The organism is Bacteroides sp. BFG-606 (assembly GCF_024788145.1).
GTDB lineage: Bacteria > Bacteroidota > Bacteroidia > Bacteroidales > Bacteroidaceae > Bacteroides > Bacteroides vicugnae.
Genome location: NZ_JANUIL010000001.1, coordinates 2490389 through 2516353 on the forward strand (window position 1 = coordinate 2490389; position 25965 = coordinate 2516353).

15 protein-coding genes are annotated in these 25965 nt (G+C 41.0%); 8 read left to right on the forward strand and 7 right to left on the reverse strand.

The window, feature by feature from the left end:
- Position 1 precedes the first annotated feature (1 nt).
- The 7 genes from NXV01_RS08950 (at position 2) to NXV01_RS08980 (ending at position 12569) form a co-directional block, all read left to right on the forward strand.
- Entirely contained in the window at positions 2 to 1420 is a 1419-nt protein-coding gene (locus NXV01_RS08950) for an ATP-dependent RecD-like DNA helicase (RefSeq protein ID WP_195648586.1), read from the forward strand.
- Between the two features lie 931 nt (positions 1421 to 2351).
- Complete coding sequence (locus NXV01_RS08955) at positions 2352 to 5678, forward strand: TonB-dependent receptor (RefSeq protein WP_148366475.1); 3327 nt, start codon at positions 2352 to 2354, stop codon at positions 5676 to 5678.
- Positions 5679 to 5689: 11 nt separating this feature from the next.
- The gene (locus NXV01_RS08960) at positions 5690 to 7312 is read left to right on the forward strand and encodes a SusD/RagB family nutrient-binding outer membrane lipoprotein (RefSeq protein ID WP_148366474.1); all 1623 of its coding nucleotides are present in this window, start codon (positions 5690 to 5692) and stop codon (positions 7310 to 7312) included.
- 28 nt (positions 7313 to 7340) lie between these two features.
- Entirely contained in the window at positions 7341 to 8417 is a 1077-nt protein-coding gene (locus tag NXV01_RS08965; protein ID WP_259022219.1) for a glycoside hydrolase family 18, read from the forward strand.
- Between the two features lie 10 nt (positions 8418 to 8427).
- Positions 8428 to 9594: a DUF1735 and LamG domain-containing protein gene (locus tag NXV01_RS08970; RefSeq protein ID WP_234132332.1), complete on the forward strand. Its 1167-nt coding sequence runs from the start codon at positions 8428 to 8430 to the stop codon at positions 9592 to 9594.
- Between the two features lie 21 nt (positions 9595 to 9615).
- Positions 9616 to 11031 (forward strand): BT_3987 domain-containing protein, encoded by a 1416-nt coding sequence (locus tag NXV01_RS08975; RefSeq protein ID WP_148366471.1) that lies wholly within the window; start codon positions 9616 to 9618, stop codon positions 11029 to 11031.
- A gap of 35 nt (positions 11032 to 11066) precedes the next feature.
- Positions 11067 to 12569 carry a BACON domain-containing protein gene (locus NXV01_RS08980; protein ID WP_195648582.1) on the forward strand — a complete coding sequence of 501 codons (1503 nt, stop codon included), beginning with the start codon at positions 11067 to 11069 and terminating at the stop codon, positions 12567 to 12569.
- A 273-nt stretch (positions 12570 to 12842) separates the two neighbouring features.
- On the opposite strand, the gene NXV01_RS08985 is transcribed toward NXV01_RS08980, so the two are convergent.
- The 7 genes from NXV01_RS08985 to alaS all read right to left on the reverse strand — a co-directional run bounded on the left by NXV01_RS08985 (position 12843) and on the right by alaS (position 24880).
- Positions 12843 to 13277: a DUF6078 family protein gene (locus tag NXV01_RS08985; RefSeq protein WP_167511841.1), complete on the reverse strand. Its 435-nt coding sequence runs from the start codon at positions 13275 to 13277 to the stop codon at positions 12843 to 12845.
- Positions 13278 to 13424: 147 nt separating this feature from the next.
- The gene (locus NXV01_RS08990; RefSeq protein WP_259022220.1) at positions 13425 to 15692 is read right to left on the reverse strand and encodes a GH92 family glycosyl hydrolase; all 2268 of its coding nucleotides are present in this window, start codon (positions 15690 to 15692) and stop codon (positions 13425 to 13427) included.
- Entirely contained in the window at positions 15689 to 17968 is a 2280-nt protein-coding gene (locus tag NXV01_RS08995) for a GH92 family glycosyl hydrolase (protein ID WP_259022221.1), read from the reverse strand. Before NXV01_RS08995 ends, NXV01_RS08990 begins: the two co-directional genes overlap by 4 nt.
- 45 nt (positions 17969 to 18013) lie before the next feature.
- Positions 18014 to 19024, reverse strand: a complete 1011-nt coding sequence (locus NXV01_RS09000; RefSeq protein ID WP_259022222.1) for a FecR family protein — start codon at positions 19022 to 19024, stop codon at positions 18014 to 18016.
- 37 nt (positions 19025 to 19061) lie between these two features.
- A complete protein-coding gene (locus NXV01_RS09005) occupies positions 19062 to 19616 on the reverse strand; it encodes an RNA polymerase sigma-70 factor (protein WP_148366466.1) in 555 nt (184 codons plus the stop codon).
- 25 nt (positions 19617 to 19641) lie between these two features.
- Positions 19642 to 21879, reverse strand: a complete 2238-nt coding sequence (locus tag NXV01_RS09010) for a GH92 family glycosyl hydrolase (RefSeq protein WP_259022223.1) — start codon at positions 21877 to 21879, stop codon at positions 19642 to 19644.
- Positions 21880 to 22261: 382 nt separating this feature from the next.
- Positions 22262 to 24880, reverse strand: coding sequence for an alanine--tRNA ligase (gene alaS, locus NXV01_RS09015; RefSeq protein WP_074638093.1), 2619 nt, complete (start codon positions 24878 to 24880; stop codon positions 22262 to 22264).
- 107 nt (positions 24881 to 24987) lie between these two features.
- Here alaS and NXV01_RS09020 point away from each other — a divergent pair, with 107 nt between their 5' ends.
- Positions 24988 to 25956: a M23 family metallopeptidase gene (locus NXV01_RS09020; RefSeq protein ID WP_074638095.1), complete on the forward strand. Its 969-nt coding sequence runs from the start codon at positions 24988 to 24990 to the stop codon at positions 25954 to 25956.
- Positions 25957 to 25965 lie beyond the last annotated feature (9 nt).

The following is a 25965-nucleotide window of genomic DNA, read 5'->3' on the forward strand; positions in this document are numbered from 1 at the left end:
AATGATAAATAACTATTTAGAAAGGCAAATTAAGGAAAATTTTCCTTATCAACCAACTTTAGAGCAGGAAATTGCTGTAAAATCTCTTTCAGAGTTTCTGCTGTCCACACTGGCGGATGAAGTCTTTATCTTAAGAGGTTATGCCGGCACTGGTAAAACTTCATTGGTAGGGGCATTGGTGAAAACCATGGATCAATTGCAGCAGAAATCTGTATTGTTGGCTCCTACAGGGCGCGCGGCAAAGGTCTTTTCAACATATGCAGGACATCCGGCTTTCACCATTCATAAAAAAATATATAGGCAACAGTCTTTTTCGAATGAGCTTAGTAATTTTTCGATCAATGACAATCTGGCTACAAATACTTTATTCATCGTTGATGAGGCTTCCATGATTTCAAACGAAGGACTGTCGGGGAGTGTGTTTGGAACAGGTCGTCTATTGGACGATTTAGTGCAATTTGTTTATTCGGGGCAGGGGTGTCGTCTCTTGTTAATGGGTGATACTGCGCAGCTTCCTCCGGTAGGAGAGGAGTTAAGCCCGGCACTTTTTTCCGATGCATTGAAGGGGTATGGGCTTGAAGTACGTGAGATTGATCTTACTCAAGTAGTTCGTCAGGTGCAAGAATCCGGAATATTATGGAATGCCACACAGTTGAGGCGATTGATAGCGGAGGATGATTGTTATTCTTTGCCTAAAATAAAAATAGCAGGCTTTCCTGATATTAAACTGGTACCGGGAACGGAACTGATAGAGGAACTGACTAATTGTTATGATCATGATGGTATGGATGAAACGATTGTTGTCTGTCGTTCTAATAAGCGTGCAAACCTATATAATAATGGAATACGTGCTCAAATTCTTTGGCGTGAAGATGAATTGAACTCAGGAGATATGTTGATGATAGCTAGAAATAATTACTATTGGACAGAGAAATATAAGGAGATGGATTTTATAGCGAATGGCGAGATAGCAGTTGTCCGGCGTGTTCGTCGAACTCGTGACATATATGGCTTTCGTTTTGCGGAAGTCACTCTCCGTTTTCCTGACCAGAATGATTTTGAATTGGATGCAAATCTATTATTGGATACTTTGCATTCGGATTCACCTGCATTATCAAAAGAAGACAATGACCGATTATTTTATACAGTACTTGAGGACTATATAGATATTCCAATCAAAAGAGACCGGATGAAAAAGATGAAAGCTGATCCGCATTATAATGCATTGCAAGTGAAATATGCATATGCAATAACCTGTCATAAAGCGCAAGGTGGGCAGTGGCAGAATGTATTTTTAGATCAGGGGTATATGACGGATGAGTATTTGACTCCTGATTATTTCCGATGGCTGTATACGGCTTTTACTCGTGCGACAAAAACATTGTATTTGGTGAATTATCCGAAAGAACAGGTGGAGTGATTAAGATGTTTTTATCTCAAAACTTTTTTAAAAGCCCTTCATTTTTCATATACACATCATGGAGGATTTATTTATAGAACCTTCTTATTACAAACTTACTTTTTGTATTGAGATATTGCAACTTTATTATTAGATGTTATAGAATAATTCTCCATTTCCATTTGTAACATTGATTGTTGCTTCGTCTGAATATTCAAGTCTGGTAATAAATTCGATGCTTTCTTTGTCTAGTTCCAATATGTCGGTGGCATAAACACTAACAGACAGTTTACGGAATCTTCCGTCTTTGTTTGATACTATAATTATTGTTCCAACATTTTGAAAACCTTCTATTTGGGTTCCACTATTTTCTATCGTAGCTTGGGCAATATACAGATTTAGTGAAGATACGTTGTATTCACCACCTCCTTGTGTAATACTGATAGTCTCCTTATTTTCGCTACCAATCTTTACTTTTATATTTTCCTGTTCTATTTCTAATTTAGAAATTGGTTCTGTTGTAATTCCCTCCTGTTTGTCATCATTACATCAACCCTACAAGGAGCAGGATAGACATAACCATTAATAACTTATTTATTGTTTTCATATCTTCAGTTTCATTTTAATAAGTTTATTATTTCCAGTCTTTGAGAGATTTGATACTGTCGAATACTAGTTCTTCATCCTAGAAAGAGCGAGCTATTCTTTGCATAGTCGGTAATTGCACTGTTTCAAAATTGTCTCAGTTGGAGGCCATAGTAAAAATCATGTGTGAACCGTAAGCATTGGCACGCATACCCCGCAAATTATTTTCTCTTGGAAAAGATTTTTTTTTAAAAAAGATAAATCGGACTAAGTGTTTATTATTTTAGCATTGTTTTATTAACAGAGGAGGGGAAGTCGACACCATCCTTGAGAGTTTAATAAAATGTATAACCATTAAATAAAATGTATGGAAAGCAAACATTCGCTTCGAAACTCGAAGTTATTTCGGGCTTTATTAGTCTTTTTGTTTTTGGCAGTTCCTGTACAATGGGCTATGGCGCAGTTGACCTTATCAACTCCCCGTACAACTTTAGGCACTGTAATCAAGCAAATTCAATCACAATCAAAGTATCAGTTTTTTTATAATGACAAACTTTCAACCATTACGGTTGAGCCTCTTAAAGTGAAGGACGCTTCTTTGGAGCAAGTATTAAGTACACTCCTTAAAGATAAGGCAGTCTCTTATAAAATAGAAGAGAATATTATTTATTTATCTGAAAAGGGGGATTCTAATCCAGTACAACAGCAAAGTGGAAAAGAACGTACTATAACCGGACAAGTATTGGATTCTAAGGGTGAACCTCTAATTGGTGTTAGTATCTTAGTAAAGGGAACAACAGATGGCGCTATTACGGATTTAGATGGTAATTATAAAATAATCACAAAAAGTAATAATCCTATTATTATTTATTCTTATATTGGCTATAAGACACAGGAGGTGCCTTTAAAAGGGCAGACCTCTATCAATATAACGTTGATGGACGATACACAAGTGATTGATGAGGTTGTAGTTACAGCACTAGGTATCAAACGTTCAGAGAAAGCTTTGAGTTACAATGTAACACAAGTAGATGCCGAATCGGCTTTGGCTGTAAAAGATGCAAACTTTATCAACTCTCTAAATGGAAAGGTCGCAGGTTTGAACATCAACTCTTCTTCTTCCGGTATTGGTGGTGCAAGTAAGGTTGTTATGCGTGGATCAAGAGGTATTGAACAATCTTCCAATGCACTTTATGTAATTGACGGTATTCCAATGTATAATTTAAGTGCTTCAGGTGGTTCTGAAGAATTTCAATCACAAGGTTCCACAGAAGCTATAGCAGATATTAATCCGGAAGATATTGAATCAATGTCGGTCTTATCCGGAGCCGCTGCTGCCGCATTGTATGGTAGCAATGCTGCCAATGGTGCTATTGTAATTACTACAAAGAAAGGAAAAGTTGGGCGTGTATCTCTGACGGTATCCAGTAATACAGAAATGTTATCCCAGTTTGTTATGCCGGAATTCCAAAATCGTTATGGCACATCCGGCACAGATGCCAGTTGGGGAAAGAGACTGAACGATGCCAATTACTATGGATACGATCCTGCAAGTGATTATTTCCAAACAGGACTTATCGGAACAGAGTCTGTAACACTTTCTACCGGAACTGAACACAATCAGACTTATTTGTCTGCTGCTGCGGTTAATTCACGTGGAATTATTCCCAATAATAAGTATGAACGCTATAACTTTACATTCCGTAATACAACTCTTTTCCTAGATGATAAAATGAAGTTGGATGTGGGGGCTCAATATATTATGCAGAAAGACCGTAATATGGTAAACCAAGGTATCTATGCCAATCCATTGGCTTCTGCTTATTTATTTCCACGTGGTAACGACTGGGAAGATTATAAGATGTATGAACGTTATGATTTAGAACGTAACATGTATACTCAATACTGGCCGCAAGGTGGTGGTTCTTTTCGTTTGCAAAATCCTTACTGGATCAACTACCGTAACTTGCGCGAAAATGACAAAGACCGTTATATGTTGAGTGCAGCTTTGAGTTATGATATCTTAAGTTGGTTGAATGTAGCCGGGCGTGTACGTTTGGATAATTCCTATAACACATATACACAAAAATACTATGCTTCTACTATTGAAACCATAGCTGAAGGTAAAAATGGTTTTTATGGAGTAACAAATACTCGTGACAAACAAACATACGCGGATTTGTTGCTGAATATTAACAAGACATTTGGAGAGGATTGGAGCCTGACTGCCAATATTGGTGCTTCCTATTCCGATAATCGTTCTGAAGCTCTTGGTGTCAGTGGACCGATTGCCGCAAACGGTCTTCCTAACTTTTTCACTGTTGCCCAACTGGATAAGGATACAGGTAAACGTGAGGAAACCGGTTATCGTGAACAGACTCAATCTATATTTGCATCAGCGGAAGTTGGCTATAAGAGTACTTATTATTTAACTCTTACCGGACGTAATGATTGGCCGAGCCAACTGGCGGGCCCGAACTCAAAACAAGCATCTTTTTTCTACCCGTCAGTAGGTACTTCTATTGTTCTGTCAGAGTTGTTTAAGTTACCTGAAAGTATTTCTTACTTGAAATTACGTGCTTCATGGGCATCTGTTGGTCTACCCTTCGGGCGTTTCTTAGCATATCCGACTTTCTCTTGGAATACTTCTACCGGAGCGTATTCTTCTCAATCTGCATATCCATTATATGATTTGAAACCGGAAAGAACAGACTCTTGGGAAGTTGGTCTTACTGCACGCTTTCTGAAAAACTTCAATTTGGATGTTTCATTCTACAATACCAAGACTTATAACCAGACTATGGATGCCAAACTTTCTCCAACAGGAGGATACAGCACTTTTTATGCACAGACTGGTAATGTACGCAACCGTGGTGTAGAACTCTCTTTGGGTTACAAAAATACATGGAATAAATTTACATGGAGTTCGAATTATACATTCAGCGCCAATAAAAACAAAATATTAAGCTTGATTGACGGGTATATAAATCCTGTGACAGGTGAAGAGATTACAAAAGACCGAATGGATGTAGGTGGTTTATCAAAGGCTAGGTTTATTTTAAAAGTAGGTGGTTCTTTGGGTGATCTTTATTCACAGTCCGACTTACTCCGCGATTCGAATAATAAGATTTATGTAAATGAAGATGGAAATGTGACAGTAAACGATAAAGTTGATGACATTTATCTAGGTTCTGTCTTCCCAAAAGCTAATATGGCATGGCGTAATGATTTCCAATATGGCAACTGGGGGCTTGGTTTCTTGTTAACAGCCCGTTTGGGAGGTGTTGTGTATTCTGCAACCCAAGCCGTACTTGATTCCTATGGTGTGTCTGAGGTAACAGCGGCAGCCCGTGACAATGGTGGGGTTGTGATAAATGGTAATGATAGAATTGATGCACAAAAATGGTATTCAGTAGTCGGTGCTGACAGTGGTATTCCTCAATACTATACGTATAGCGCCACTAACTTGCGTCTGCAAGAAGCTTCAGTAAGTTATACCATTCCAAGAAAAAAACTGAAAAACATAATGGATATAACTCTTTCATTAGTAGGACGTAATTTATGGATGATTTACTGTAAGGCTCCTTTCGATCCGGAGTCAGTGGCAACTACAGGTAATTATTATCAAGGAATTGATTACTTTATGATGCCTAGCCTTCGTAGCGTAGGATTCAATTTGAAACTTAAATTCTAAAAACTGAAAAGATGAAGAAAAATACAATAATACAGTTTATAGTCGCTGGTTTGTTTCTTTTTGGTACAACTGCATGTACGGGAAACTTTGAAGATTATAATAAGAATCCTCATGAACCGGATCAGAATGATATGGGGGTAGATTGGTATTTAGTGAGGTCATTAGCTCTTAACTTGCAGGATTTAATGATGCCGGAACAAGAAAACTTTTCTCAGTATGTAGACTGTTTGATGGCAGGAGGATTCTCGGGATATGTAGCAGACTCTAATTTGGGAACAGGTTGGTCTGGTCGTTATGCAACTTATAATCCTTCGGATGACTGGAAGAAAATTCCATTTAATGATTTCTATTCAAAGTTCTATCCTGATTATTTTAATTTGAAGAATCAGAGTGATGATGAATTATTCTTATCATTAGCCGAGCTATATCGCATTGTTGTTATGTTACGTGTAACAGATACATATGGTCCTATTCCTTATTCACAGGTGGGAGCCGCTAACGCAATCAAATCCCCTTATGATTCTCAGCAAGCTGTTTATACTAAGATGTTTGAGGATTTGGATAATGTTATCTCAGTATTGAGTAAATATGCTAGCCAGAGTTTCAGTTCAAGTGCAGACAGAATTTATAATGGTAATACATTAGCATGGTGCAAGTTTGCCAACTCTTTGAAGCTTAGAATGGCGATGCGTACTTGTTACGTAGCAGGATTCAATGTGAACGGAAAAACATCGCAGCAGTTGGCTGAAGAAGCTGTAGAAGCAGGTGTAATGACTACCGTCTCTGACGGTGCTTATCGCAAAGTTGCCGATCATAATCCGTGGCAACGTTTTATGGTACTATGGTCTGACGCACGAATCTCAGCCGATTTAACTTGTTACATGAATGGTTATAATGACCCTCGTCGTGAAGCCTATTATGACAAAAGTACTTTTGGTACCGTATCAGGAAATGCATATACGGGAGAAGAAGGTTACGTCGGATTGCGTCGGGGCATTTTGCAGGGACAGTATAATTCCTGGTCACAAGGTTCTTCTTGTATGAAAGTAGCTGCAAGTGATAACATTGTTGTATTCCGTGCTTCAGAAGTTGCTTTCTTACGTGCTGAAGGAGCTCTTCGTGGGTGGAATATGGGAGGCTCTCCAAAAGACCTTTATGAAGCAGGTATCCGTTTGTCATTTGAAGAAAACAATATCAGTAGTGGAGTAGAAAGCTATTTGGCGAATACTGGAAAAGTAGAAGGCTACAAGGATCCATTAAAAGGACAGAGTGGGCAGACTTATGATTATTCCGGTTCGATTAATACTGCTGTTACAGTAGCATGGGCTGGTGGTGACTTTGAGAAAAGTCTTGAACAGATTATTACTCAGAAATGGATTGCCAATTTCCCGAATGGTATGGAATCATGGTCTGAATATCGGCGTACCGGCTATCCAAAGTTGATGCCGATGGCGGCAAATGCCAGCAGTGGTATTGTTGATGATACAGAAGGTGCGCGGCGTATGCCATATCCGACCGACGAATATCGTGAAAATAAAGAAAGCGTGGAGGCTGCTGTTTTGACTTTGACTCAAGAGTCTAAGACTAAAAAAGGAGACTCAATGGCTACTCATGTTTGGTGGGATTGCAAATAATTATATATCAAAAGAAAATTGAACGAATATGAAGAGAAATAGTATATTCAAAACATTGTTTTCTGCAATGACACTGGTTGCTGTAGCATCTTGTTCCGACTGGACAGATGTAGAAAGTATTAAACTAAATACGCCGACTATTGAGGAACAGAACCCTGAGCTTTACGCCCAATACGTAAAGTCTCTTAATGAATTCAAGACATCAGAACATCAGGTTGTGATTACTTCAATTGACAATGTAAGCACTATTCCAACCTCGCGCAGCCAACATCTTACTGATATGCCCGACAGTATTGATTACATTTGCTTGAATAATATCATGGAAGTGAGCGAAGTAAATGCATCTGAAATGGAAGAGGTGCGTCGGTTAGGTACAAAAGTGTTAGGTTTGGTAGATTTCGATAAAATAGAAAGTGCATGGAAAAAAAACCTTGATGAGGAAGCTGCCAATGTACAAACTGTTTCCGATGAAACAGAGAATGAGGGAGAAGAAGAACCTGTTGATAATGCAACACGCTTTATTGAATACTGTAAGGATGAAGTGGCTAAACAAGTTGCAGCAAGCAGTGCTTTGGGAGTAGACGGAATTGTAGCAAACTATACAGGTTTTGACCTTAATTCACTGGTTGAGGAAAGCGAAATAGCTGCTGAAACAGCACGTCAAGCGGCATTTTTTGATGTGGTATCTAATTGGAAAGCTTCAAATATGGATAAAACAATTATTTTCAAAGGTTCTCCGCAAAATGTTATCGACAAGAAGTTATTTGCTGATTGTAAGTATATTATTATCAATGCACATGGTGCCAAGAATCAAAATGAAATGTCATATCTCGTGTTAATGGCATCTGCCAAGGATGTGCCTACTGACCGCTTTGTGATGGGGGTGACTACTCCTTATCTTACCAATTCAGGGAGTTATAATGGGGAACTAGGCGATGGTTCGTCTGCTATCATAGGAGCAGCTCAATGGGCTGTCTCAAAAACTTCTGACTATACCAAGGCAGGAATCTCGATTGATGCAGCGGAAAAAGACTACTTTAATGTTGCCAACATTTATCCGACTATAAAAGAAGCCATTAATATATTGAGTCCAACCGTTAAATAAACAACATCTTATGAAACTAAACAACCTAATAATCACTGCCCTTGCCGGTTTTTCGGTATTTCTCGGCAGTTGCCAGAATAATGATGAAAACGAGCAACACTATGATAACAAGCTTTTCATTTCAGCATCCAACTTTACTAAAGAAATACTTTTTAAAGCTGGTGATACAAATGTGGAAGCTGGTATTTCCGTTGCTTTAGCCAAGCCTGAAGAACATGATATCATGGTAACTATGGCACCCGCTCCTGAACTTTTGTCAACTTACAAAATGGCATATTATGATGAAAATGCAATACTTCTGCCTGAAGAGCACTATTCCATGCCTGAAACTACTACAAGCATAAAGTCCGGTAGCATAGTCAGTCCTGAAGTGTTTATTGAATTCACCAATACAGGCGAGCTTGACCTCAAAACAACTTATGTACTACCTGTAACTATTAAATCTGTGGAGGGAATTGGGATATTACAAAGTGCCAAAACATATTATTACGTATTCCGCGGAGCATCACTCATTAACGTAGTATGTAATATTAGTCGAAATCGTGCTTATCCCGACTTTAATAATGACTCTAAATTCAATAATTTGACAGAGCAGACAATGGAAATTTTGTTCAAAGCTACTTCGTTCCCCAATACATTAAATACATTAATGGGTATTGAAGGTAACTACTTATTACGCCTTGGTGATGCTGGCGTTCCATCCAACCAATTACAAGTGGCTACATCTGGCGGAAATTGTACAAGCACAGATCTCCAGTTTGAAAGTGACAAATGGTATCATTTAGCTGTTACCTTTAATAGGGGTGCCATTAAAGTGTATGTCAATGGAGTAGAGAAACTTTCAGACTCTGTATCTAAAACTTCCGTTAATCTGGGAGCTAAACATACGAATGAAGAAGATGGTTCACGTTGTTTTTGGGTAGGTTACGCTTACTCAAGTGACCGTTACTTTGATGGAGTTGTTTCTGAAGCTAGAATTTGGAACCGGGTACTTACTGCAGAGGAAATCCAATCTGCCAATCATTTCTATACAGTAGAACCTGATTCAGAAGGACTTATCGCTTATTGGAAATTCAACGAAGGCTCGGGAACTGTAGCAAAAGATTACAGTACGAGTGGCTATGACTTGACAATTGAAAACGAACCTAATTGGGTGTCCGTCTCATTACCTCAATAATAAACTCATAAAATCTCGAATATGATAAATAATATCAAACATAGTTTTCTGCCATTGGCAATGTTTGCCATGACAATTTTTACATCTTGTGAAGATGATATTGTAGTAGGAAGCAGGATTGATGAATCTCCTTATCTAACATCCACGCAGTTAAACGGTTTACTACTGGATGAAAATACTAATAAAAACAGTTCTGTTGTGGAGCTCCGTGACAATGAACACAGTACTAACGTAGTGTTTCGGCTATCCAAACTTCCTCAAAAAGGAGTAGATGTTCAAATAGCTGTTGATGAATCATATGTGGCTACTTATAATGCTGTCCATGAGACTGATTTCAAAGCCTTTCCCGCAGCCAACGTCAAAATAGCCAATAATGGTACTTTTGTGCTTGCGCCGGATGATAAAAATACTCCGAGTGTAAAAGTAACTCTCACCGCATTCGAAGGAATGAAAGAAGATGAAACATATATCATTCCTTTGACAGCTACATCAACAACAGAAGGAGTTACATTGACCGAATCATCCAAACATATGGTACTTCTTGTGCAAGATTACCGTAACAAGCCTAACACCAACAAAGGAAAAGATGCGGTACAGATGGTACTTTACTTCGAGATTAATGATACCAATCCACTCAATGCACTGGAGTTTCTGACAGAAAGTGGTAAGTATTATTTTGATCATATAGTGCTTTTTGCTGCTAACATTAACTGGGATCCTGAAAAGAAGCGTGTGTATCTGTCAAACAACGAAAATGTTCAATTCTTGCTTGACAATAATGACAAATATCTACAACCACTTCGTAAGGTTGGTATGAAAGTCATCATCAGTATCTTAGGTAACCATGATGAAGCAGGAGTAGCCCAACTTTCGGATATGGGAGCTAAAGAGTTTGCTAGGGAATTGGCAGCCTATTGTCGTGCATACAATCTGGATGGTGTTGCTTTTGACGATGAATATTCAAGCTCACCGGATTTATCTAATCCATGGCTTGCAAGTCAGTCTGCCTATGCAGGTTCACGGTTAATGTATGAGTGCAAATTGGCGATGCCTGAAAAGATTGTTTCGCTCTACAATCTTGGAGCAATGTACTCAAATAGCCTTCAGATTATTGATGGTGTTGATCCCGGTCAATATTGTGATTACGCTGTAGCTGATTATGGAGGCTCTGCAAGCCCTGGTACTGGTATGACACTGAAACAATGTGGCGGCATGTCGATTGAGCTTCGCCGTGGTAGCGGAAATTCAAGTGAATCAACGGCACGTTCTAAAAAAGAAGCCGGGTATGGATACTATATGTTTTTTGCGCTTGATCCTTCATTATATAGGTCGCAGGTATCTCGTTGCCAGAGCGTATGTAGAGGATTGTATGACGAAGAACTCGTTTACCCGAGCCACTATTACAGTAAAAATAGCACAGAGCGTAAGGCTCTCTAACAGAAGTTTATATTTCACCTTAAAAACAGAAAAAGATGGACTTTCTAAAAAATATAATGATAACATTGTTGGCAGCTACCATGTTGTGGGGTTGTTCCGATGATGATGAATCGATCAATGGGAGTGAGGCTACTATCTCATTGTCTACCAATACTATCCAGACTGATAAAAATGGAGGAAACATTACTGTTACAGTGGCAAGTTCGGGAGATTGGAGACTGGCGGGTGTATGTGATTGGGCACACCCGTCGGTTATGTCAGGAAAAGATGGTGACGTAGTCACTTTTACAATTGATCCTAATACACTGGACGAGAAGCGTACGGCGACTTTCAAATTTTTTACAGGTTCTGCTGTAGCACCTTTGCAGGTAGAAACTTTGCCTGATTATATTATAGATTTACTTTCTGATGATAACTTGTCGATTTCAAGAGAAGAAAATGCTATACAAATTCAGCTCAATACAAATATCGCTGAACCTGTCATTACTTATAGCGAGGGGGGTGAAGAATGGTTGGCATTTGATAAACGGAGTGATTTTGGTGGTAAAGTTACCTTGTCATTTAAAGCTGCAAAAAATGTAACTTATAAAGAACGTTCTGCTACCATCACTATTTCAAGTCCACTTGTTACGAACCCTGTAAACGTCAATGTAAACCAAAAACGAACGGAAGCTATTATTCCGGAAACGGACGTTTTGATGTATGATCTTTCAGCGCGTACCATTTCATTCAAGGTAAGATATAATGTTGAATATACGGCTTCAATTGTACAAGGAGACGAATGGATTACCGAACAATCGGTTTCTCAACCGCAATTAGGAGATGATGGCTTGACAACAGTAACTTTGACTTATACTCTTAGTGGTGCTACAGACACACGTGGAGGTCTTGTCCGGATTACTAATACAAATAATACGTTAGCCAGTGATATCGCTGTAGTACAAAAGGATCCTGACGTTGAATTAGTAAGTATTCCGGACCAAAACCTTAGAGCGCTTGTGGTAAAAAATAATTGGGCTCTTTCAATTGCAGGTTCTCAATGCATTATTTTAGAAGCAGGACTCAACGCTACTTCGTTGTCAAATAGTTCATATTCTAGTCAACTCACGGATCTTACGGGAATAGAAAACTTCCCGAACCTCACTTCATTAAGTTTGGGATATTGCACAAATATGAAGAAGCTTGATATTTCAGGTTTACATAAAGTGAAATCATTATCATTAAGTAACGCGAGATATTGCGAAGAATATAATTTAGGAGATAATCCAATCCCCAGTTTTAATGCAGGGGGAACTTATGCGTATTCATATGCAGAAAGCCTTAAATTTAGTAGCAGTAAGTTGGAATCTTTAGATTTAAGCATTATTTCATGGTACGAAAGTTATGACAATGTGACTTCTATTGATGTTTCAGAATGTCCAATGCTAACGACCTTAAATGCTAACCGTAGTAATAAAGTTAAAACTCTTTATCTGAAAAAAGGCCAGGAGATTCCGAATCTAACTAAAAATGACGCAACGACTATTGTTTATAAATAAACAAATAAAGCCGTTACTATCCGGCATCGTTCAGCAGAATAAAGCTGTTTTATTCATTGCTTATCATCTTTAGACAAAATCCTCTTGCTTTACCTTACTTATATAGAATGGTAGAGCAGGAGGATTTTTCTTTTGCTTCTTAATAGCTATCCTTGGTTTTAATGATTTGTGCCACCGTGGTGGCACGACTGTGCCATCGCCTTGTCACAAGCGTGCCACTTCGATGGCACAACTGTGCCAATATGGTGGCACTGTCATGGCATTTAAGGCTTGTTACCAGTCATAAGCTTCGATATACTTATCGAACTTAGGTGGTTGTAAAACACCACAATGCTTAAGGATATTCAGCACTTGCTGTTGTTCGGCGGGAGAGAGTAAACGTTCACCTTTGCGGGCACGGTAATAGGTTCTGCGACTGAAAAAACTCATTAGGTGTGTGATTACACTTTCCATTTGTTTATGGGGCAGGCTTTCCAAGATGCCGATGAATCCTTTTGCATAGCGCGCTTTGATATTGGAACGATAATAAGGGCAATCTCCTTCTACAGTAGTTAAACGCTTGGGACTAATAATTGTCCAATGTTCGACCTTTTCCGGTACACTTTGTTCGGCGAGTTGTCTAAGGCATGTGTCGGCTTTCGGACATTGTCGGTTCAGGCACATCGAGTATTGATAAGGGACTTCTGAAAAGTCAAGTTTTTCTTTCATGCTCATGAATTATTGTTTGTGGGAGCAAAGGTAGTGAAAAAGTAATCAAGAGGAGATAAAAACAGCCTGAAAGTAAAAAGATACTTTCAGGCTGTTTTTATCAGTTGGAATCTTGATAAATAGGCTTTTATTATGTCTTAAGGGCTTTTATTCCTTAGAAAAAGAATAAGGCATATCCTCTTCTTTTGTTCCTCTATTCTGATTAGGTTTGTTGTCCATGTCTACTTTGATAGTACCACCTTTGAATAAATCCTCGTGACGAAGATAATTCTTGGTATAATCAGTTCCATTGAAATTCATGGAGTTGATATAGAAGTTCTTTTTGCTATTGTTCGGGGCATCAATTACTAAACTATTGCCATTCTCAAAATGAAGAGTTGCTTTCTTGAACAGTGGGGCACCTAAGATATACTCATCCGTTCCCGGGCAAACAGGATAAAAGCCCAGGGCGGAGAAGACATACCAGGCGGAAGTCTGTCCGTTGTCTTCATCACCGCAATAACCGTCAGGCCCCGGAGTGTACATCCTGTCCATTACTTGGCGTAACCAGTATTGGGCTTTCCAGGGTTGGCCGGCATAGTCATACAGATAAATCATATGCTGGATGGGTTGGTTACCATGTGCATAGTTACCCATATTCATTACTGTCATTTCACGAATCTCGTGAATCACCTGTCCATAGTAGCTGTCGTCAAAAATGGGAGGTACGGCAAAGACAGAATCCATCATAGTAATAAATTCATCCTTTCCGCCCATCAGGTCGATAAGCCCTTGAGGATCATGGAAAACTGACCAAGTGTAGTGCCAGCTATTTCCTTCTGTAAAGGCATCGCCCCATTTCAACGGAGAGAATGGAGACTGGAATGTGCCGTCCGCATTACGTCCGCGCATCAATTTAGATTCTTTGTCGAAAAGATTTTTGTAGTTCATGGCACGCTTGGCGAAAAGGTTGATTTCCTTTTTCGGACGTTTCAGTTCTTTGGCCAGTTTATAGATACACCAGTCATCGTATGCATATTCCAGTGTACGGGCAGCGTTCTCGTTGATTTTCACATCATAAGGAACATAGCCCAATTTGTTGTAGAATTCGTGTCCCAGACGCCCTGTAGAAGAAACTTCAGGATGTACGTTTTCTGTGCCGTGAAGCAAACCCTCATACAAAGTCTTTACGTCGTCTACTTTTACCCCTTTCATATAGGCATCTACTAAGATGGAGGCTGAATTGTTACCAACCATGCAACCTCTGTGTCCGGGGCTTGCCCATTCGGGGAAGAAACCACTTTCTTTGTAAGTATTGATAAGTCCTTCCTGCATTTCCTTGTTGACAGAAGGGTACATCAGATTCAATAATGGGAAGAGGCAACGGAATGTGTCCCAAAAACCAGTATCGGTGTACATATATCCCGGCAGGACTTGACCGTTGTACGGGCTGTAATGAATCGGTTGTCCGGCGGCGTCCAGTTCATAGAACTTGCGCGGGAAAAGCAATGAACGATACAGACAAGAATAGAATGTGCGGTATTGGTCAAGATTGCCTCCTTCCACTTCTATTTTACCTAAAACTTGATTCCAGGCTTCTTTTCCTTTCTTGGCTACCTGTTCGATATTGTCTTTACCCAGTTCTTTCATATTTGCGGCAGCCTGTTCGAAGCTGATGAAAGAAGAGGCGATTCTGGCATGTATTTGTTCGCCTTTCTGTGTCTGGAAACCGATAATAGCTCCGGCATGATCAGTAGTCTGTTCGGCTATGTTTTCGTGCAGATTACCATTGGCTACTGTAGCTTTATAAGTGAAAGGCTTGTCGAATTCAATGATAAAATAATTCTTGAAGTTTTCGGGAACTCCACCGCTGTTGCGAGTGGTATAACCGATAATCTTGTTTTCTTCCGGGATTATTTTGATGTAGGAACCTTTATCAAAGGCATCTACAACAACATAAGAGTGATCGTTTTCAGGGAAAGTGAAACGGAAGAGAACAGCACGTTCTGTCGGTGCCATTTCAGTGACCACATCATGTTCTGCAAGATATACTTTATAGTAATAAGGAGTGGCAATCTCTCCTTTATGCGCAAACCAACTGGCACGCTTTTCTTCATCAAACACCGGTTTGCCAACTATTGGCATGATGGAGAACTGTCCGTAGTCATTAATCCATGGACTGGGTTGATGCGTTTGTTTGAAACCACGAATCTTATTAGCGGTATAGGTATATTGCCACCCGTCTCCCATTTTTCCAGTTTGGGGAGTCCAGAAGTTCATTCCCCAGGGACGGGCAATGGCCGGATAAGTATTACCTGTTGATAACTCGAAGGTAGACTGCGAACCCATTAGCGGGTTGACATATTGTGTCCAGTCTTTGGCTTTGGCAAAGAATGTGCAACCAAGCACACAAACTGTCAGTAATATTCTTTTCATGGTATATGTGTTTTGTAGTTAGGCTTGTCAGTCATCTTGATTTCCATTGTTCCGCCGTTTACTATATCCTGATGGTTGAAGAATGGAGTTTCCAAAGACTTGCCGTTCAGTGATATGCTTTCAATGTATTTATTCTTTTTGGAATTGTTCTTTGCTATAATGCTGAATGTTTTACCTCCGGGCAGATTGATCACTGCTTTATCGAATGCGGGGCGTCCGATAGAATATACCGGCTTTCCGGGACATACTTGATAGAATCCCATAGAGTTGAGTATGTACCATGCAGACATCTGACCGCAATCCTCATTACCGGATAGCCCGTCTACACTGTTGGCATACTGACTGCGATAAACACTATCCACTAATTCTTGGGTTCTCCATGGACGATTTACGTAATTGTACAAATGAATCACATGATGGCTCGGTTCGTTGCCATGTGCATATTGACCGATAAGTCCGCTGATATCTGACGATGTTGTTTCACCTTCGAGTGATGAATCAGCCGCAAACAGTGAGTCGAGTTTCTGAACGAATGCCTCCTCGCCACCCATCAGGTTGACCAGTCCTTCTACATCGTGAGGTACAAACCAAGTCCATTGCCACGCTGTTCCTTCACAATAATCATCATTGCGATGAGTCGATGCACGCGGATTGAACGGGGTGCGCCATTCACCTTTCGAGTCAAGTCCACGCATGAAGCGGGTTGATTTATCGAAATAGAATTCGTATGCTTTGGCAAAACGCTCGTATTTGGCTTTGGACTCAAAATCATTCATTGCTTCTGCAAAAATAGAAATGCACCAGTCATCATACGCATACTCCAGCGCTTTAGCTACGGATTCATTTTCACGGTCGCAGGGAATATAACCAATGGCATTCTTATAATATTTCGCTTTCGGCATGAGATGCGGCAGTACCAAGTCCGGGCATTTGATACCGGTAGTATCATATTCGGCTGCACGCAGACAGCCCTTATAGGCTTCTTTTGCATCGAAATTGCGATACCCTTTCATATAAGCATCCACTATGACGGGGACAGCATGATAACCGATCATGGTACCGGTATAGTTGGAAGCCAAATCCCACATCGGGTATATTCCGCCTTCCTGTTGCTTCTTTATCAGTGAATTGATAAATTGATTATTCAAATTGGGATCGATAATCGTCATTAACGGGTGCAATGCGCGGAAAGTGTCCCACAATGAGAATACGGTATACGCAGGATTGACAGTATCTCCCTGATGCACTTCGAGATCCATTCCTAAATAACGTCCGTCTGCATCGCTAAACAGATTCGGGCTGATTCCCGTATGGTAAAGAGCGGTGTAGAAGATGGTTTTATCTTCCTTGTCGGAAGTTGTAATGTCAATTTTCGACAGATATTGATTCCACGCCTGACGTGCGTCTTTGCGTACCTTATCGAAATCCCATCCGGGAATTTCAGATTCGACATTCTTGCGTGCGCCTGCTATATCGACAGCGGAAACGCCTACTTTCACAAGTACTTGTTCGTTCTTCTTCGTGTCGAAATGCAACAGTGCTTTGCAGACGGGAAGTCGTTTGCCGTCGTCCATGGTAATAGAATCCGTAATCAATGTATAAGAGAACGGTTTAGAGAATTTGGCATAGAAATTAATATATTGGTCGAAAGCCCAATAAGTAGTTTTTTTATGTCCGCAAATTTCCGTGTCACTGATCACTTCGATTTCCATTTCCGAGTTAGTCTGTCGTTGCAGGCTGTAATCTAAATCGATGATAAAACCGGATTCTGAATTTTCGGGGAAAGTATAACGGTGGATGGCACCGCGTTTAGTTGCTGATATTTCAGCTTTTACCTGATAGGTGTCCAGAAAAACAGAATAATACCCCGGTTCTGCCACCTCGTTTTCGTGAGAGAAAGAAGAAGCATAGACCAGTGTCTGGCTTTGGGGATCGGTAGTTAGATATTGTTGTTTGCCGACAGTAGGCATGAGTAGCACATCCCCGTAGTCGCAACAACCTGTGCCGCTGACGTGTGTATGTGAGAAACCGTTGATGGTAGAGTCTGCATAATAGTAACCCGAACAAGCATCCCAGCCATCAATTCGGGTGTCCGGGCTGGGTTGAATCATACCGTGGGGAACTACTGCTCCGGGGAAAGTGTGTCCATGTCCACCGGTACCGATGAAAGGGTTGACATAAGAACTGTAGTCTTTTACATTAGTGGGGGCTGTGCAGGAGCTAAGTGTGAATAAACCTCCTAAACATCCTACTGTTAGGAATGTTTTTAAATTCATGGTATTAATGGCTTTTAAGTTTTATCACATTTGTTCTTTATCTCTCTATTTAGGAGAGATAAAGATGTTGTTTCCTACGATTTTATAATCGATAGGTATGGAGTTTTGCAATGATTTCAACACGGATTCGATGGTTGACTTCTTTTTCAGTACACCAGAATAGGTTTTGTCTGCCTTCATGTCCGGAGACAAAATAATCTTTACGTCATAGAAACGTTCCAAAGCCTTACTGATTGTGAAGATATCTGCCTTCTGAAATGGAATCAGATTATCATGCCAGACTGCATCCAGTTTTGCATTTACTTGCTTCACGGTCAGGCGTCCATTGTTTTTGTTTAATTCGGCGCGTTGGCCGGGAGCGAGAATAATTTGTCCTTCTTCTTTGTTGCCTTTTACTTCAATTTCACCTTCAATCAATGTTGCCTCTGCTATTCGGCAATGCCTATCACATTTGAAGTTGAATGTCGTTCCTAGTACACGTACTCGCATCGCATCACTTTGTACGGTGAATGGCTTATGTCGGTTTTTGGTTACCTCGAAGTAAGCTTCTCCATCCAAATAAACGTTACGCTCTTTCTCGGAAAATTCGCGGGGATACTTTAAAGTTGCCGAATTATTCAGCCAGACTTTGGTGCCATCTGGTAAAATGATTTCTTTCACGATGCCTTCGTTGGCTACTGCGACCATCAATTGTTGGTCGTTTCCGTTTTGATAAAGCCAATATCCGAGCCCGCCGCCAATTACCAATATTACAGCAATCATTGCAGCGTATTTCATCCAATGCTGCATATTTAGTACTGTTTTTCTCTGTTTTCTTTTTTCCTCGTCCAACTTTTTATTAAGCCGTCTTTCCGCACGAAGTATTCGCTGCTCGTTAGCATACTGGTCGAATTTACCGAGATGATAAATTTCTTCCATGCGAAAGAGCTGGCGGGCATTTTCTTCCGATTCTTTCATCCAGGTATTCACCTCGACAAGCTCTTCTTCAGAACATTGTCCTGTCAGATATTTGTTTATTATTTCTTCACTCAGATTATTCATTTTCTTTTCCTTCATATTAATAATACAATTCAGAATACAAAAACACTTATCATTATCTCCATAAAAATAAGAAAAGAATTGTCCAAAGAGGATTGAGACGGCTTCGTAAGTACTTCAAGGCTTTATACATATGGGCTTCCACAGTGCGGAGGGAAACACCGAGAACATCAGCTATCTCTTTGTTTTTCATATCGTGCAGATAGCTTAGCTTGAAAACTTCTTTGCATTTGTCCGGAAGTTCATTAATCGCATCGTGGATTTCTTTGCGGAGTTCCTTGTCTTCAATCCTCCGGATTACCTCATTATTGTCCGGTTGATAAAATTCGGTACGCTTTTGGTTGATTTCTTCCATGGCAGCACAGTAACCGTCTTCTACATTACGGTGTTTTAAGACATTTAGGGCACGGGTATAGACTGCACGATAGAGAAAGGCTTGAATCTGTTCGCCTATTTCTATATGGTCTTTGCGTCTCCACAGTTCTACAAATACATCTTGTACCACGTCTTCAGCCTCTTCTTCTCCTACTAGGCGGGTAGCATAGAAGATCAGGTTAGGGTAGTATCTGCGAAATAAACTTTTGTAGGTTACATCGAAGTTCTCATTCATTCTCTCTGATTAGTTTAGGTGGGTTTTAAGGGTTTCTCTCTTTAAAAGGGCTCCCGGAAATTTTAGGGGTCTTGCTCATTTCAAATTCTACAGTCGCTCCACTCATTATTTGCTCATGGGTGATATACGTTTTGTCATACGGCTGTCCGTTAACTTTTATAGATTGGATATAGATATTTTCTTTATTGACTTTGGGAGCGAGTACGGTAAAGGTTTTTCCATTTGAAAGGTGTAGCTGCATTTCCGGGAACAACGGAGTTCCTATTTCATATTTACCGCCGACAGGATTTACAGGATAGAATCCCATAGCGCTGAATACATACCATGCTGACATTTGTCCGCAGTCTTCGTTGCCGCAAAGACCGGCCGGTTCGTTCTTATAAAGCTCGTTCATTACTTTCGCCACATATTCTTGCGTGCGGTTTTCCTGTCCTATGGCATTGAACAGGTAAATAACGTGATGGCTCGGTTCATTACCATGTGCATATTGCCCTATCATACCTGTACTGAAAATGGGCAGCTCATCATCTGCTGCCGGATGGTAGGTAAACATGCTGTCCAGTTTTTCGGCAAAGCGGTTTTTACCTCCTACAAGGTCGATCAGCCCGTCAATATCATGCTGTACGGACCAGAAATATTGCCATCCGTTGCTTTCGCAGATGTGTGGTGTATAGTCATCGGCTTTGAAATCCTTGATAAAGACGCCTTTGTCGTCACGTGGCTGCATGAAAGAAGTGGTGGGGTTATAGACATTCTTGTAGTTTTGAGAACGTTTGTAAAATTCGTCCGCAATGTCTTGCTTACCCAACTTCTTGGCCATTTCGGCAATACAGTAATCATCGAAAGCATATTCCAGAGTTTTGGATAACGACCAGTTTTCTGCGTTGTAGTGGTCTGTTACATTGTAAGGTATGTATCCTAGTTCTTTGTAGAGTCCGATACCGCGATAATTATCCAGATTGGCTGTTGCTATGCAAGCATCGAGGGCTTTCTTGGCATCAAAGTCACCGATTCCTTTCAGATAGGCATCTACAATGACAGGGACAGCATGATAACCGATCATCATATCTGTTTCACTTCCATAGAAGTTCCATACAGGCAGACGTCCGTTCTGTTCGTAAAAAGCGATGAAAGATTTCACCATGTCGTTAACACGTTCCGGCTCGGTGTAGGTAAAGAGGGGATGGGCGGCACGGTACGTATCCCATAAGGAGAAAGTACTGTAATTTACCCAGCCGCCGGCCTGGTGCACTTTCTTATCGGGGCCATAGTAAGCTCCGTCTACATCACTGTAAATAGTAGGTGCAATCATTGAGTGATAGAGAGCTGTGTAGAAATTAACTTTATCATTTTCGTTATCCCCTTTTATTTCAATCTTTCCGAGTTGATGATTCCAGTTTGCTTTCGTTTCGGCCAGGTATTTGTCGAAGTCGTTTTCGGGGACTTCTGCTTGCAGGTTCTTGGCTGCGCCTTCCATGCTGACACCGGAAATAGCGGTGTTTACTAGTATCTGTTCATCCTTTTGGGTGTTGAAGTCGAAACGGGCGATCACGGCAGTACCAATGCGTTTATTATCTTTGATGATAGCGGTAGTGTCCAGTTCCATTTTCTCAAAAGGCTTGGAGAAGCGGGTGCGGAAATAGATATGCTGGTCGCGCGCCCAACCGTCAGAGAAACGGTAACCTTGAATAGTGACGGAGTCTACGACTTCGATATGAGAATCGTTGGTGAAATCCCAGTTCATGGCTTTCTTCAGGTTTAAGAAGATGGCGGATTGGGCTTCCGGGAATGTATAACGTTGGATACCACAACGCTCGGTGGCGGTCAGTTCAACATTGATATTGTAATCAGTCAGACGTACTTGATAGTAACCGGCATGGGCACTTTCATCTTTATGGGAGAATTTAGAGTGGATGCCAAGTGGAGCCTCTGCTTCCTTGTAGGGAAGGGTGACAGGCATGAAAGAAATGTCATACAAGTCTCCTGCTCCGGTGCCGGAGAGATGCGTGTGGCTGAAGCCGGCAATCGTACTATCCGGATAGAAATAACCGGAGATACGATCCCAACCGGGAAGTCCGTTATCCGGACTAAGTTGTACCATGCCAAAAGGAGCTTGGGCACCAGGATAAGTATTTCCGGTGAAGTCGGTTCCAATAAATGGATTTACATAAGATGTGTAATCTATTTCGTGTTTTTCTTGTGTAGAGGTACAAGAAATGAGCATGCAGGTTAGCAGCAGGCATAGATAAGCTGGTGTTCTCATTGCTTTTTAGGTATTAGTGATTACTTATTTTATTTATTTGAAGGATAAGAAAAATAATTAATCAGGTCACAAAGGTAGAAAAAAACTGTGACAAGCCTAAATTCTAGGCTTAATATTTTTAAAGAGAGACAAATAGACTTCTACATCTGGTCGATATTCCTTGGCATCGGACAACGTATTCCTTCGTGCCGCAGGGTTGTTTCATCGATGTCGGACGGGGTGCTCATCAGTGCCTCGATTTGTATAATATTTAGGCGCGGATTACACGGATCACACGGATTTTTATTCTTTAAACCGTGAAATCCGCGTAATCCGCGCCTAATTTTAAATCTTTATGTAAAGTGAGCCTGTTATCTTCTTATCTGGCCCTTTTTATTTACTTTTAGATTCCTGCTAGCTCCAGTACTTTTTCAACAGCTGCCGGTAGGCCGTCAGTGTTTTTACCTCCTGCGGTTGCAAAGTGAGGTTGGCCACCGCCGCCACCTTGAATCAACTTGGCAGCTTCTTTCACCAGATTACCGGCTTTCAGACCACCCGCAACCAGGTTGTCGCTAAGCATGACTGTCAGCATCGGTTTACCGTTGTCTATACTTCCGGCAACGAAGAACAGGTTTTCTGTAATTTCGCCACGAAGTTGGAAAGCTATATTCTTCACTACTTCTGCCGGTAGCGGAGCACAGAACTTAACCACTTTGATGCCGTGAATTTCCTGTATATTCTTCAACAGTCTTTCCTTCAGAGCTGCTTCTTTTTCTTTCATGAAGTCTTCTACCTGCTTCTTCAATCCTGCATTTTCATCCAGATATTTGCGGATTGCAATACCCAAATCAGGAGCATTGTTGAAAAGAGCTTTCAAATCACTAAGTGTATCTTGCACTGTATCCAGCAATTCTTCTACACGCGCTCCGGTATAGGCTTCGATACGACGAACACCGGCAGCAACAGAACTTTCCGACATGATTTTCACCATACCGATATTTCCGGTTGCAGCTACGTGTGTACCTCCACAGAATTCAATAGAAGAACCGAACTGGATCACGCGTACTTTGTCACCATACTTTTCACCAAAGAGAGCGATAGCCCCCAATTCTTTAGCTTCCTCGATAGGAATGTTGCGGTATTCTTTCAAAGGAATATTGGCACGAACTCTCGCATTGACGATATGCTCTACCTTACGGATTTCTTCATCGGTCACTTTCTGGAAGTGAGAGAAGTCGAAACGTAATGAATCCGGTGTAACCAATGAACCTTTCTGTTCGATGTGTTCACCCAACACTTCACGCAAAGCAGCATCCAACAAGTGAGTTGCCGAGTGATTGGCTGCGCAGGCAGCACGTTTGTCAGTGTCTACACAAGCCATCATCGGAGCTTCCGGATGTTCGGGTAACTTTTTGGTAATATGTATCGGGAGATTGTTTTCTTTCTTGGTATCGATCACTTCAATCGTTTCGAATTCGCTTACCAATACGCCGGTATCACCGACCTGGCCACCACTTTCTGCATAGAATGGAGTATAGTCAAGTACAATCTGATACAATGTTTGGTTCTTTTGTTTGATCTGGCGATAACGAAGGATAGAAGCTTCGTATTCAGTGTAATCGTAACCAACGAATTCGGTCGTACCTTCTTTCAGCACAATCCAGTCACCAGTCTCGATAGCGGCAGCATTACGTGCACGCTGTTTCTGTTGCTGCATTTCTTCATTGAACTCTTCAATGTTGACAGTCATTTCGTTTTCACGGAGAATCAGTTCTGTCAAGTCGAGTGGGAAACCGAATGTATCATATAAAGTAAAGGCATCCTTACCGCTGATTTCTGTTTTTCCGCTGGCTTTGGTATCTTCCATGGTCTTGTCCAGTAAGCGGATACCTGTTTCCAGTGTGCGGAGGAATGATTCTTCTTCTTCCTTGATTACTTTTTCAATCAGTGTTTTTTGTGCAACCAGTTCAGGATAAGCTTCTCCCATGTTATCAATCAATACAGGAAGCAACTTATACATAAATGCCTGTTTCTGTCCGAGGAAAGTATATCCGTAACGAACGGCACGGCGAAGGATACGGCGGATCACATAACCTGCTTTCGCATTAGAAGGCAACTGGCCGTCTGTGATAGAGAATGCAATGGTACGGATATGGTCGGCAATTACACGCATGGCGATGTCCTGCTGCTTGTCTTTTCCGTATTCTGTACCCGACATGGCTGCAATAGCTTTTAGTATTGGCTGGAATACATCTGTGTCGTAGTTGGATGTTTTTCCTTGTAAAGCCATACAAAGACGTTCGAATCCCATGCCGGTGTCAATAACCTTGGCTGGAAGCGGCTCAAGGCTGCCATCTGCTTTGCGGTTGTATTGCATGAATACGAGATTCCAGATCTCAATCACCTGTGGATGATCGTGGTTCACGAGGTCGCGACCGGAGATCTTGGCACGTTCTTCAGCAGGACGAAGGTCGATATGGATTTCGGAACAAGGTCCGCAAGGTCCTGTATCACCCATTTCCCAGAAGTTATCGTGTTTGTTACCGTTGATGATGTGATCTTTTGGCAAGAACTGTTCCCAGTAAGAAGCAGCTTCGTCGTCACGGCTCAATCCTTCTTCGGGACTTCCTTCAAATACGGTTGCATAGAGATGTTCCGGATTCAGTTTCAAGACCTCTACCAGATATTCCCACGCCCAGCTGATTGCTTCTTTCTTGAAGTAATCGCCAAACGACCAGTTACCAAGCATTTCAAACATGGTGTGGTGGTAGGTGTCGTGTCCAACTTCTTCCAGGTCATTATGTTTTCCGCTAACGCGCAAACATTTCTGCGAGTCCGCGACTCTTTGGTATTTCGCCGGGTGGTTACCCAAAATAATATCTTTAAACTGGTTCATCCCCGCGTTCGTAAACATCAGGGTAGGGTCATCTTTAATCACCATCGGAGCCGAGGGGACGATGTGGTGTCCTTTCGACTCAAAGAAATTCTTGAATGAATCTCTGATCTCTTTTGCAGTCAACATATTCTTCTATATATCTATCGTTGAGGTTAATATTCTCAAAAAACTGTGCAAAGATAGCGTGTTTTTATTACTTTTGCCGTATTAACAAGCGAAATATTTCCAAAAAGATGCGCAAAGTATACTACATTTATAATTCAAAGACCCAGACTTATGATCGAATTTACCCTACCGTACGGCAGCGTGCGCTTAGTATCCTGCGCCGGCTTTTCTATGGAATGGGGTTGGGAGCAGGTTGCTTTATTGTATTGCTTCTGATTTTTGGCTCTCCATCGGAGAAAGAATTAAGAATTGAGAACAGCCGTCTTTTGGCACAGTATAATGTACTTTCCCGTCGTCTGGACGACGCTATGGGAGTACTTCAGGATATCCAGCAGCGTGACGATAATTTGTACCGGGTGATTTTGCAGGCCGATCCTGTTTCTCCGGCTATCCGCCAAGCTGGTTATGGCGGGACGAACCGTTACGAAGAACTGATGGATTTGGCGAATTCTAAGTTGGTAGTGAATACGACTCAAAAACTGGATGTGCTCTCCAAAAGACTGTATATTCAGTCGAAATCTTTCGACGATGTGATTGATATGTGTAAAAACCATGATGAGATGTTGAAATGTATTCCGGCTATCCAGCCTATTTCGAATAAAGATCTTCGTCAGACAGCATCCGGTTATGGTACACGTATCGACCCTATTTACGGTACGACAAAGTTTCATGCAGGTATGGACTTCTCTGCTCATCCGGGAACAGATGTATATGCTACCGGAAACGGAACTGTAGTGAAAGTAGGATGGGAGACCGGATATGGGAATACCATCGAAATCGATCATGGTTTCGGATATCTCACTCGATATGCTCACTTGCAAGGATTTAATACGAAAGTCGGAAAGAAAGTAGTGCGTGGTGAGATTATCGGAAAAGTGGGGAGTACAGGAAAGAGTACCGGTCCGCATTTGCATTACGAAGTGCATGTGAAAGGACAGGTCGTGAATCCGGTCAATTATTATTTCATGGACTTGAGTGCCGAAGATTATGAAAGGATGATTCAGCTGGCAGCCAATCATGGTAAAGTATTCGATTAAAATCTTTAA

Bases quoted from the DNA above. Each gene is read 5' to 3' on its own strand.
- NXV01_RS08950 (WP_195648586.1), top strand. From the start codon at position 2: ATGATAAATAACTATTTAGAAAGGCAAATTAAGGAAAATTTTCCTTAT.
- NXV01_RS08955 (WP_148366475.1), top strand. From the start codon at position 2,352: ATGGAAAGCAAACATTCGCTTCGAAACTCGAAGTTATTTCGGGCTTTA.
- NXV01_RS09020 (WP_074638095.1), top strand. From the start codon at position 24,988: ATGCGCAAAGTATACTACATTTATAATTCAAAGACCCAGACTTATGAT.
- NXV01_RS08960 (WP_148366474.1), top strand. From the start codon at position 5,690: ATGAAGAAAAATACAATAATACAGTTTATAGTCGCTGGTTTGTTTCTT.
- NXV01_RS08995 (WP_259022221.1), bottom strand. From the start codon at position 17,968: ATGAATTTAAAAACATTCCTAACAGTAGGATGTTTAGGAGGTTTATTC.
- NXV01_RS09000 (WP_259022222.1), bottom strand. From the start codon at position 19,024: ATGAAGGAAAAGAAAATGAATAATCTGAGTGAAGAAATAATAAACAAA.
- NXV01_RS08975 (WP_148366471.1), top strand. From the start codon at position 9,616: ATGATAAATAATATCAAACATAGTTTTCTGCCATTGGCAATGTTTGCC.
- NXV01_RS08980 (WP_195648582.1), top strand. From the start codon at position 11,067: ATGGACTTTCTAAAAAATATAATGATAACATTGTTGGCAGCTACCATG.
- NXV01_RS08970 (WP_234132332.1), top strand. From the start codon at position 8,428: ATGAAACTAAACAACCTAATAATCACTGCCCTTGCCGGTTTTTCGGTA.
- NXV01_RS09005 (WP_148366466.1), bottom strand. From the start codon at position 19,616: ATGAATGAGAACTTCGATGTAACCTACAAAAGTTTATTTCGCAGATAC.
- NXV01_RS09010 (WP_259022223.1), bottom strand. From the start codon at position 21,879: ATGAGAACACCAGCTTATCTATGCCTGCTGCTAACCTGCATGCTCATT.
- NXV01_RS08985 (WP_167511841.1), bottom strand. From the start codon at position 13,277: ATGAAAGAAAAACTTGACTTTTCAGAAGTCCCTTATCAATACTCGATG.
- NXV01_RS08965 (WP_259022219.1), top strand. From the start codon at position 7,341: ATGAAGAGAAATAGTATATTCAAAACATTGTTTTCTGCAATGACACTG.
- NXV01_RS08990 (WP_259022220.1), bottom strand. From the start codon at position 15,692: ATGAAAAGAATATTACTGACAGTTTGTGTGCTTGGTTGCACATTCTTT.
- alaS (WP_074638093.1), bottom strand. From the start codon at position 24,880: ATGTTGACTGCAAAAGAGATCAGAGATTCATTCAAGAATTTCTTTGAG.